Source organism: Streptococcus sp. CCH8-H5 (genome assembly GCF_001556505.1).
GTDB lineage: Bacteria > Bacillota > Bacilli > Lactobacillales > Streptococcaceae > Streptococcus.
On sequence record NZ_LSIZ01000066.1, the window covers coordinates 1 to 206 of the forward strand.

1 protein-coding gene is annotated in these 206 nt (G+C 67.0%); it reads right to left on the bottom strand.

Going from position 1 to position 206, the window contains the following annotated elements:
• A partial coding sequence (locus AX663_RS10340; RefSeq protein ID WP_269449892.1) for a thiamine pyrophosphate-dependent enzyme occupies window positions 1–206 on the bottom strand: 206 nt, incomplete at both ends.

Consider the following 206-nt stretch of genomic DNA (forward strand, 5'->3'; position numbering starts at 1 on the left):
TGATAACGCTGTCCTTGCCCGGCTCGAGCGCCGATTGCAGGCCGACCGCGACCGCTTCCTGGCCGATATACAGGTGGCAGAAGCCGCCGATCAGGCCCATGCCATAGAGCTGGCCGGCCCGCTCCTCGAAGCGGCGGATCAGCAGCATCTCCCGGTAATAGCCAAGCAGCTCTTCCTTGGTGACGCCGGCCGGGCCCTTCGGGGCC